This window comes from Photobacterium sp., assembly GCF_057456235.1.
In genome coordinates this window covers 68,395-78,211 of sequence record NZ_JBVCPH010000019.1, presented here as the reverse complement: position 1 = coordinate 78,211, position 9,817 = coordinate 68,395, and the positions used below count along the sequence as shown (strand labels likewise).

10 protein-coding genes, 4 tRNA genes and 1 rRNA gene are annotated in these 9,817 nt (G+C 45.5%); 13 read left to right on the top strand and 2 right to left on the bottom strand.

The features are described from left to right. Nucleotides 1–78: 78 nt before the first annotated feature. Nucleotides 79–194: ribosomal RNA gene (gene rrf, locus AC2204_RS18150) — 5S ribosomal RNA — on the top strand. 589 nt (nucleotides 195–783) lie between these two features. Here the strand turns inward: rrf and pssA are convergent. After that, nucleotides 784–2,133 (bottom strand): CDP-diacylglycerol--serine O-phosphatidyltransferase, encoded by a 1,350-nt coding sequence (pssA, locus tag AC2204_RS18145; RefSeq protein WP_318927145.1) that lies wholly within the window; start codon nucleotides 2,131–2,133, stop codon nucleotides 784–786. Nucleotides 2,134–2,260: 127 nt separating this feature from the next. Beyond that, a complete protein-coding gene (locus AC2204_RS18140; protein WP_318927144.1) occupies nucleotides 2,261–2,686 on the bottom strand; it encodes a GNAT family N-acetyltransferase in 426 nt (141 codons plus the stop codon). 75 nt (nucleotides 2,687–2,761) lie between these two features. Here AC2204_RS18140 and murB point away from each other — a divergent pair, with 75 nt between their 5' ends. From murB to rplA, 12 genes are all read left to right on the top strand, one after another. Next, a complete protein-coding gene (murB, locus tag AC2204_RS18135) occupies nucleotides 2,762–3,802 on the top strand; it encodes a UDP-N-acetylmuramate dehydrogenase (protein ID WP_318927143.1) in 1,041 nt (346 codons plus the stop codon). Beyond that, entirely contained in the window at nucleotides 3,799–4,761 is a 963-nt protein-coding gene (gene birA, locus AC2204_RS18130) for a bifunctional biotin--[acetyl-CoA-carboxylase] ligase/biotin operon repressor BirA (protein ID WP_318927141.1), read from the top strand. The genes murB and birA overlap by 4 nt, the downstream gene beginning before the upstream one ends. Then, the gene (locus AC2204_RS18125; protein WP_318927139.1) at nucleotides 4,761–5,492 is read left to right on the top strand and encodes a type III pantothenate kinase; all 732 of its coding nucleotides are present in this window, start codon (nucleotides 4,761–4,763) and stop codon (nucleotides 5,490–5,492) included. The genes birA and AC2204_RS18125 overlap by 1 nt, the downstream gene beginning before the upstream one ends. Before the next feature lie 95 nt (nucleotides 5,493–5,587). Continuing rightward, nucleotides 5,588–5,663, top strand: a tRNA-Thr gene (locus tag AC2204_RS18120). 17 nt (nucleotides 5,664–5,680) lie between these two features. Continuing rightward, a tRNA-Tyr gene (locus AC2204_RS18115) sits at nucleotides 5,681–5,765 on the top strand. Between the two features lie 38 nt (nucleotides 5,766–5,803). Then, nucleotides 5,804–5,878 (top strand) — tRNA-Gly (locus AC2204_RS18110). Nucleotides 5,879–5,890: 12 nt separating this feature from the next. Then, a tRNA-Thr gene (locus tag AC2204_RS18105) sits at nucleotides 5,891–5,966 on the top strand. Between the two features lie 105 nt (nucleotides 5,967–6,071). Beyond that, entirely contained in the window at nucleotides 6,072–7,256 is a 1,185-nt protein-coding gene (gene tuf, locus AC2204_RS18100; RefSeq protein WP_318927137.1) for an elongation factor Tu, read from the top strand. A 217-nt stretch (nucleotides 7,257–7,473) separates the two neighbouring features. Further along, nucleotides 7,474–7,851, top strand: coding sequence for a preprotein translocase subunit SecE (secE, locus tag AC2204_RS18095; RefSeq protein WP_318927136.1), 378 nt, complete (start codon nucleotides 7,474–7,476; stop codon nucleotides 7,849–7,851). A gap of 11 nt (nucleotides 7,852–7,862) precedes the next feature. Next, nucleotides 7,863–8,408 (top strand): transcription termination/antitermination protein NusG, encoded by a 546-nt coding sequence (nusG, locus tag AC2204_RS18090; protein ID WP_107284590.1) that lies wholly within the window; start codon nucleotides 7,863–7,865, stop codon nucleotides 8,406–8,408. A 124-nt stretch (nucleotides 8,409–8,532) separates the two neighbouring features. Then, the gene (rplK, locus tag AC2204_RS18085; RefSeq protein ID WP_107284591.1) at nucleotides 8,533–8,961 is read left to right on the top strand and encodes a 50S ribosomal protein L11; all 429 of its coding nucleotides are present in this window, start codon (nucleotides 8,533–8,535) and stop codon (nucleotides 8,959–8,961) included. Nucleotides 8,962–8,965: 4 nt separating this feature from the next. After that, nucleotides 8,966–9,667 carry a 50S ribosomal protein L1 gene (rplA, locus tag AC2204_RS18080; protein WP_318927134.1) on the top strand — a complete coding sequence of 234 codons (702 nt, stop codon included), beginning with the start codon at nucleotides 8,966–8,968 and terminating at the stop codon, nucleotides 9,665–9,667. The last annotated feature ends 150 nt before the right edge of the window (nucleotides 9,668–9,817 follow it).

The following is a 9,817-nucleotide window of genomic DNA, read 5'->3' as shown; positions in this document are numbered from 1 at the left end:
TTTGAGAACGATTTGACAGCTAGTTAGTTTTTCCAAGATTGCTATTGCCGGTTATTGGCCGGGAATAAACAGAATTTGTCTGGCGACCATAGCGCTGTGGCCCCACCTGATCCCATGCCGAACTCAGAAGTGAAACGCAGTAGCGCCGATGGTAGTGTGGGGTCTCCCCATGTGAGAGTAGGTCATCGCCAGGCGCCAAATCTTAAAAGGCCATCCTAACGGATGGCCTTTTTTCGTTGTGTGCTAAGCATGGCGTCATTCAAATAACAAGTTGTAAAATTAATGGTTCAGATTTACCTATTATTAATAGAACATTACTGATAGTGTTTTTGGGAGGTCAGTCAAAACGTATTCCATCCAGTGCAAACTTTATCAGTAATGTCTTCATAGTTGTCTAATGAAGTTTTGGATAGCCATTACTATCATAGCAAACGCCAAATTTGTTCAATTGGATTTAGTGCTGATGAACAGTGAGGGTATTTGACGATACTGACTATTGATAAATCTTTCAGTATACCCACCGGCACCACCCATATTCAAAAAGATGTTATTGTTCTAATTTCGCTTACTCAATAGCCAATCAATTACGTCAGCGCTGAAGTGAGGAGGGTACTGTAGTATTGCATTCAATCCAGATTTCGTTAGCCGGGAGCACATATTTGGCCGTATCAGTAAACCCGTAGTGCAATGAGAAAAGGAACAATTTGATCCTCTTCTAGTACAGGGAACTGAATGTACGCTGAGGATCAATATCAATGGCTACGATAGCTAGGCTTTGAGTCCTTAAAGAATCTGATTAAGGATGTGATCGGCTTTAATTCGGCGGATACGCTTAATCAGCTTTCTAACCTGAGCAGGGTAAGTGTCGACTTTCTCGATAAACTTATAGCTACCGACAAGCTGAGTATGACTCAAAATACAATCGAGTTCTTGCTGCTTCTGGTCTGCCAATAGCTGGTTCTTATCATGGACCAAGATGGCATTTTCCAAGTCTAGCTTCCAGGCTCTAGGGTTAAGGTTATTGCCTGTGATCAGCATATAGCTCCGATCTACCCAGATCCCTTTTAAATGGAAACTATTGTCATTGTGCTTCCAAAGATGAATAGCTAACTGACGACGAGCAATCGCGGCTTCGTTGTGTTTGGCGAAATTACGAAGATTAACTTCATATAAATAAGGCAGACCAGCAATGGTTTTAAATGGCTCGCTAGGCGGGATGTAAAAGTCATTTGCTGTTTTATCACCAACAATAACGGTTACCTTTACACCCCGTCGGATTGCTCTCTTAACTTCACGGCTAATCATGCGTGGAAAGTTAAAATAGGGTGTGCAGATAGTCAGTTCTTTCTGTGCACTTGCTATCAACGTGCAAATATGTTGATTCAGTTTATTCTTTCGCTTGCCCAGACCTATAAGCGGTGTTAAGCCTACCTGATCGTCAGCGATAGAATCGGGAGGGAAGGAATAGCTCGCACGCTGTAATTGACTGCGTAGGTCTTTGATAGCCCCTTTTAATGTTTTAGTCTCTGGACGTATGGGCTGACTTAAGCAATTGACGGCATCACTATTAGCCAGAGTCTCAACGATGAACCTAGCCATGCTATCAGCAAGGTGTATATTTTTTATGACATGATACCGGTCATAACGATAACGTTGATGTTGCGCTAGGTATACATCGTTCAGGCTAGCACCGCTATAGATAACTTTATCATCGATCACAAAGCCCTTAAGGTGAAGAACGCCGAACAATTCTCGGTTACGTACCGGTACCCCTAATACATCAATCTGATGTTGGTAGGATTCTGCAAATTCACGATATAGTGCAGCATTACCATCTGATTTAACTGCACCAATAAGTCCTCGTTGGGCACGATGCCAATCAACAAGTACTTTGATGTCTAACGCAGGATTTGCTTGTTTCGCTTCATAAAGCGCAGTCAGAATATCCCGGCCCGCTTCATCGTCTTGCAGATATAATGCAACAAGATAAATACGTTGTTTGGCTTGGGTTATTTCCTTATGTAGCCGTTTACGGAAAGATCCTGCATCTAGAAGTGTCTCTAAATCTTCCGGCTGGTGTGCAATACATGGCAATTGCTCAATGCGTTGCCTATTAGCAATAGCTGAATCCATTATCGCCTCGTTTATGCGACCTATATAAGATAAATCTGTTAATTAAGAGAGCAATTATATCAGAAAATCATCTGATTCCATGTATACCAATACTGGGTTGTGTCACGGATGGGCTGAAAACTGTAAATTAGTGTTGATATCGCATTGCAATCAGCTCTTTACCACTCAGGCGATAACGCTGGATCCTGATCGCCAAAGGTTCTGGCAGCTCATCGTCTTTTATTACTGTAAAACCTGATTCCTGATACAATTTTTCCAGATGACTGAAGGCAAAACAAAAACATGGCGTACGGATTAATTGCTCATTGCTCGCTGTAATCAGCTGCTTGGCGATACCGCTACTGCGACGTTCTGGATGGACTAACATACCGGTGAGCAATTGATAATATTCAAATTGCTTAAATCTAACACAACAGATTATCCCGCTGGTATTCTCTCCTATCCAGATGATTTCATCTTTTTTAGCTTTACCTGCTGGATAATAGGATTTATAGAAGCGATTAATCAGTGGGAAGCGTAGAGATTCTAAAGGGTGGAATTTAATCTTGCTCATGGGAAAACACTGCGTAGTTAGGATGAATCAGTTAAAATGCAGCCAATAGTATAAAAGGTATGGTTCGATATTAGCATGAGATTTTTGCAAAAGAGGTCACTGGCACCTTTTCACACCTTCGGTATCGAGGTAACAGCGGATCACATTATTGTTGCGGAATCTACTCAGGATCTGGTGGCCATTTGGCAGGATGAGCAATATCGGGCTTTGCCCAAGTTGATTGTCGGACAGGGCAGTAACTTGCTGTTCTGTCAAAACTACGCTGGCGTGATTGTATTAAACCGTATTGCTGGTATTGATATAACAGAAACCGCCGATGAGTATCACCTGCACGTCGGAGCCGGCGAAAACTGGCATGATCTGGTTCACTGGTCAGTGGAAAATAAGATGCCGGGTTTGGAAAATCTGGCTTTGATCCCCGGGTGTGTGGGCTCATCGCCAATTCAAAATATTGGTGCATATGGTGTTGAACTGAAGGACGTCTGCCAGTATGTCGATGTGGTTGAGCTGAACACTGGCAAACCTTCCCGAATATTGGCTTCAGATTGCCAGTTCGGCTATCGAGACTCTATTTTCAAGCATGCACTGAAGAATACTCATGCGATCGTTGCTGTCGGATTGAAGCTGTCTAAAGCGTGGCGACCTAATGCCACTTACGGCCCTTTGGCACAGTTTGCCTCTGAGACCGTAACGGCCAAAAAGATATTTGATGAAGTATGCCGTATTCGTCAGCAGAAGCTGCCGGATCCCATGATTTTAGGCAATGCAGGAAGTTTTTTCAAAAACCCTATTGTTGATAAGACCAAGCGAGAGCAGCTGATGGCAACTCATCCGAACATGCCAAGTTATGAAATGGAGGATGGATCCTTCAAGCTCGCTGCGGGCTGGTTGATTGACCAATGTGGCCTGAAAGGCTATCAGGTAGGAGGGGCTAAAGTACATGAGAAGCAAGCACTGGTATTAGTCAACTGCGCACGGGCAACCGCCAGAGATGTGCTTGTTCTCGCACGAGATGTGGTCTTTGCGGTTGAAGAGAGGTTTACTGTCACTCTAGAGCATGAAGTACGTTTCATGGCTGCCGATAAAGAAACCAATCTGGTAGAGGTTATGTCATGAAAGAGCACTCTACGCGCTTGGCATTAGTGGCCATGATGTCTGACGGTAAATTTCATTCAGGAGAAGCGTTGGGAGAGTCTCTTGGAATCTCCAGGTCAGCAATAAGTAAACATATCATGCAATTACAGGGATGGGGTCTAGATGTCTATCGAGTGCGGGGGAAAGGCTACTGTCTGGCATCAAAATTGGAACTGCTTGATTGCGATAAAATTTCAGCTCAGGTAAAGTGCCCGAGCTTAGATCTCATACCCGTTATCGATTCAACCAATCAGTTTCTACTCGACCGGGTCGGCCAGTTACCTCAAGGTGCCATTTGTTTAGCTGAATATCAGCAGGCAGGCCGAGGACGTCGGGGGCGGCAATGGCTGTCTCCTTTTGGTAGTAACTTGTATCTCTCTATGTATTGGCGACTTGATGCCGGGATGGCTGCTGCGATGGGGTTAAGTCTTGTTGTTGGCATCGCTATCGCTGAAGCGTTACAAACACTGGGTGCTGACGAGATTAGAGTGAAATGGCCTAATGATTTGTATTATCGAGATAAGAAGTTGGCCGGTATTCTCATTGAGATGACAGGGCAGACGGGAGAGGCCGCCCACCTTGTTATAGGTATGGGACTCAATGTTGCCATGACGGCTCAGGAAGGAACAGGTATTGATCAGGCCTGGACCAACCTGGTACAGGCGTGTGATGACCTACCTGAGCGAAATCAATTAGCCGCGGCATTGATTGAGCGACTACATGAAACGCTAACGGCTTATGAGAAAATCGGTCTCGGTGGCTTTATCGATCGCTGGAATAAATTAGATAACTTTTTGAACCGCCCTGTTAAATTATTGATAGGTGAGCGCGTGGTCGAAGGAATTGCCCGCGGCATTGATAAACAGGGTGCCTTATTACTTGAAACCGATGCGGGTATTGAGCCGTATATCGGTGGTGAAATCAGCCTTAGAGGTTGTTGATGCAATTATTAATTGAAGCGGGTAACACTTATGTCAAAGTTGCCCAATTATTTGAATCTGGACATTTTGAACTGTTAGGCCGTTACCCTAGCCGTAAATTAGAAATGGTACTTGAGCCACTATTAGAAAAAGGAATTAATAGAATAGTGTTTGCTAGTGTCGGGCCCGTCGAGGTTGATAATTCAATCCAACGCATTGCTCAGATGGCTAATATCCCTGTCATGCAGGTGAAGACGCTACGTAAAGACTTTGGTGTTAAGAATGCGTATTCTGAATATCAATACCTTGGCGTTGATCGTTGGCTGACCCTTGTCGCAGTCAGACAAGAGTTTAAAAAACCAACAGTCATCATCGATATTGGGACCGCCTTGACGTTTGACGTGCTCGCTGAAGACGGTAAGCACTTGGGGGGGTGGATTGCACCTGGTTATCAGTTAATGATGCAATCGGTACTGGAAAATACCCGTAAAGTTTTCTCTGATCGTGAGCATGGAGAACATATAGCGTTCGCAGATAATACGGCGGATGGTCTGAAAAATGGCTGTCGGGCAGCACTGATCGGGTTAATCGAATATGGCCTTAAGCAGGCAAAAGATAAACTCGGGACAAACCCCGAAGTGATCCTATGTGGCGGAGGAATGCGACATCTACCGATACACTGGTCAAAACGCTATTTGCACCGTTCGGAGTTGGTCTTAGAGGGGTTGGCCCTGTATGCAAAATGCCGATGATGACTAAATTTGAGACGGTTAAAGGAAAAAAATAAAAAAAACTCGTAAAGGTATTGCAAGCCTATAAATGATTAACTAGAATGCGCAGCAATTACGCCGACTTAGCTCAGTAGGTAGAGCAACTGACTTGTAATCAGTAGGTCACCAGTTCGATTCCGGTAGTCGGCACCAGTTTTCGCTATACCCCTGGAGGGGTTCCCGAGTGGCCAAAGGGATCAGACTGTAAATCTGACGGCTCCGCCTTCGAAGGTTCGAATCCTTCCCCCTCCACCATTTTCAAGTAGTTTGATAGCTCTACGAGTTACGAGTTTGCGGGCATCGTATAATGGCTATTACCTCAGCCTTCCAAGCTGATGATGCGGGTTCGATTCCCGCTGCCCGCTCCACACTTCTTGTGTGCTGATATAGCTCAGTTGGTAGAGCGCACCCTTGGTAAGGGTGAGGTCGGCGGTTCGAATCCGCCTATCAGCACCATCTCTTCTCCAAGTCGCTTTCAAACCATTTGATATATACTCTACAAACCCATGTTTGGTTGTGTGGTCGTAATGCCACCTAATGCCGTGTCTAGAGGGACTATCTATGTCTAAAGAAAAATTTGAACGTCTTAAGCCACACGTTAACGTTGGTACTATCGGCCACGTTGACCATGGTAAAACGACTCTAACTGCTGCTATCTGTACAGTTTTGGCAAAAGTATACGGCGGTGTTGCTAAAGACTTCGCATCTATCGATAACGCTCCAGAAGAGCGCGAGCGCGGTATCACCATCTCTACTTCTCACGTAGAGTACGATACTCCAAGTCGTCACTACGCCCACGTTGACTGCCCAGGACACGCCGATTATGTGAAAAACATGATCACAGGTGCAGCTCAGATGGATGGTGGTATCCTGGTTGTTGCGGCAACTGATGGCCCTATGCCTCAGACCCGTGAGCACATCCTTCTTGGTCGTCAGGTTGGTATCCCTTACATCATCGTATTCATGAACAAATGTGACATGGTTGATGATGAAGAGCTACTAGAACTTGTCGAAATGGAAGTTCGTGAACTTCTTTCTGAGTACGACTTCCCTGGTGATGACTGCCCAGTGATCATGGGGTCTGCACTAGGCGCACTTAACGGTGAAGCTCAGTGGGAAGAGAAGATCATTGAACTAGCGGAAGCTCTAGATAACTACATCCCAGAGCCAGAGCGTGCAATCGATCGTCCGTTCATCCTTCCTATCGAAGATGTATTCTCAATCCAGGGCCGTGGTACTGTTGTAACGGGCCGTGTTGAGCAAGGCATCGTTCGCGTTGGTGACGAAGTTGCTATTGTTGGTATCAAAGAAACCATCACTACGACTTGTACTGGTGTAGAGATGTTCCGTAAGCTTCTTGACGAAGGCCGTGCTGGTGAGAACGTTGGTGTTCTTCTGCGTGGTACTAAGCGTGACGAAGTTGAGCGTGGTCAGGTTCTTGCTAAGCCTGGTTCAATTACTCCGCACACTACTTTTGAGTCAGAAATTTATGTTCTGTCCAAAGATGAAGGTGGCCGTCACACTCCATTCTTCAAAGGCTACCGTCCACAGTTCTACTTCCGTACAACTGACGTAACTGGTACTATCGAGCTACCAGAAGGCGTTGAAATGGTAATGCCTGGTGATAACGTTCAGATGAAAGTGACTCTAATCGCACCAATCGCGATGGATGAAGGTCTGCGTTTTGCGATCCGTGAAGGCGGTCGTACAGTTGGTGCTGGTGTTGTTGCTAAGATCTTCGAATAAGATTTGACGACAAGGTACCAAAAGGGCATCATTTGATGCCCTTTTTCTGCGTCTGATTTTTGATTCGTGTGATTTTTAGTCAAAGGCGCAGAGTAAAAGTTCGTTGAGATGAAGTTTTTTTATAATGTCATTAAAGGTTTAGTCCTTTCCTTCATTTAGGACCTCGCACTAGCGGGGTCGTTTTCGTCTATATTGAGACTAGTTACAGGTTGGTTGTATGAAAGCGAATGCCGAAAACCAAAGCAGCCCGAGCAGTATGGATGGCCTTAAGTGGGTCGCTGTATTTGCTTTGCTTGCTGCCGCTGTGGTTGGTAATTACCTGTACAGTGATGTTTCTGTAGTGTTGCGCGCAGCCGCGATAGTAGTGCTTGTTGCTGCTGCTGGTGGTATTGCCGCACTTACAGCAAAAGGTAAAACCGCGATCACGTTTGCACGTGAATCGCGCATGGAAGTCCGCAAAGTGGTATGGCCTACTCGTCAGGAAGCTACGCAGACAACCTTTATCGTTTTAGCCGTCACTGTCATTATGGCGTTAGCCTTGTGGGGGATTGACGGCATTATGGTCCGTTTAGTCCGCCTAGTTACCGGTGTGTGAGGTAAGAGTTCATGAGCGAAGCTCCAAAAAAACGATGGTATGTAGTACAGGCTTTCTCCGGCTTTGAAGGTCGTGTTGCGCAGTCACTACGTGAGCATATCAAAATGCACAGCATGGAAGATTACTTTGATGAGGTACTCGTACCGACCGAGGAAGTGGTTGAAATGCGTGCTGGCCAGCGTCGGAAGAGTGAACGTAAGTTCTTCCCTGGTTATGTGCTTGTACAGATGGTAATGAATGACGAGACATGGCACCTGGTACGTAGTATTCCTCGTGTAATGGGGTTCATTGGCGGTACATCTGACCGCCCTGCTCCTATCTCTGATAAAGAGGCGGATGCGATTCTTAATCGTCTGCAGCAGGCGAGTGAATCACCAGTCCATAAGACAGTATTCGAGCCGGGTGAAGTGGTTCGCGTTACTGATGGTCCATTTGCTGATTTCAACGGTGTTGTTGAAGAAGTGGATTATGCCAAGAGCCGCGTGAAGGTTTCCGTGTCGATCTTTGGCCGCGCAACTCCGGTTGAGCTAGAGTTCGGCCAGGTAGAAAAGAACTGATCGATTAGTAATCAGTTTGTATTGTCAGGGGCGGGGGATTGAACTATAATTTCGCGCCCTTTCGTTAGACGGGGAGTCTGTTTCTGAAAACAGACGTTTGAACCCAAATTTTAGGTATATAGCAATGGCTAAAAAAGTAGAAGCGTACATCAAGCTGCAGGTTGCAGCTGGTGCAGCAAACCCAAGTCCACCAGTTGGTCCTGCTCTAGGTCAACACGGTGTTAACATCATGGAATTCTGTAAAGCGTTTAACGCTAAGACTGACTCAGTTGAGAAAGGTCTTCCAACTCCTGTTGTTATCACAGTATACAGCGACCGTTCTTTCACGTTCATCACTAAGACTCCACCTGCTGCAGTTCTTCTTAAGAAAGCAGCCGGCGTTAAGTCTGGTTCTGGCCGTCCTAACACTGAGAAAGTTGGTACTGTTACTGACGCTCAGATTCAGGAAATCGCTGAAACTAAAGCAGCCGATATGACTGGTGCTGACATCGAAGCTATGAAGCGTTCGATTGCTGGTACTGCTCGTTCAATGGGCCTAGTGGTAGAGGGTTAAGACAATGGCAAAACTGACTAAACGCATGCGCGTAATCCGTGACAAAGTTGATTCTACAAAAGAGTACGATATCAACGAAGCTGTTGCTCTTCTTAAAGAACTAGCTACTGCTAAATTCGTAGAAAGTGTTGACGTTGCTGTTAACCTTGGTATCGATGCTCGTAAATCAGATCAAAACGTACGTGGTGCAACAGTACTGCCACACGGTACTGGTCGTGACATCCGCGTTGCTGTGTTCACTCAAGGTGCAAACGCAGAAGCAGCTAAAGAAGCTGGCGCAGATCTAATCGGTATGGAAGATCTTGCTGACCAAGTTAAGAAAGGTGTCATGGACTTTGACGTTGTTATCGCATCTCCAGATGCAATGCGCGTTGTTGGCCAATTAGGTACTATTCTTGGTCCTCGCGGTCTGATGCCAAACCCTAAAGTTGGCACTGTAACGCCTAACGTTGCTGAAGCAGTTAAAAATGCTAAAGCAGGTCAGGTTCGTTACCGTAACGACAAAAATGGCATCATCCACACTACCATCGGTAAAGTAGATTTTGACGCTGCAAACCTTAAAGAGAACCTAGAAGCACTTCTGGTTGCTCTGAAGAAAGCGAAGCCTTCTTCTGCTAAAGGTACTTTCATCAAGAAAGTAAGCATCTCTACCACGATGGGTGCAGGTGTGTCGTTAGACCAGAACACTCTGGCAGCTAGCGTATAATAATTTGCAGAATTGTCAGGTTAGTGTATAATCTGGCGTTCACAAATTCATGGCTGAGGCTAATTGCTTGTAAATTAGCCTTCGTCAAAGACCGTAGGTGTTCTCAGGAACTTAATTTTACCTACGTAGACGGTGCCAGAACATGATTGA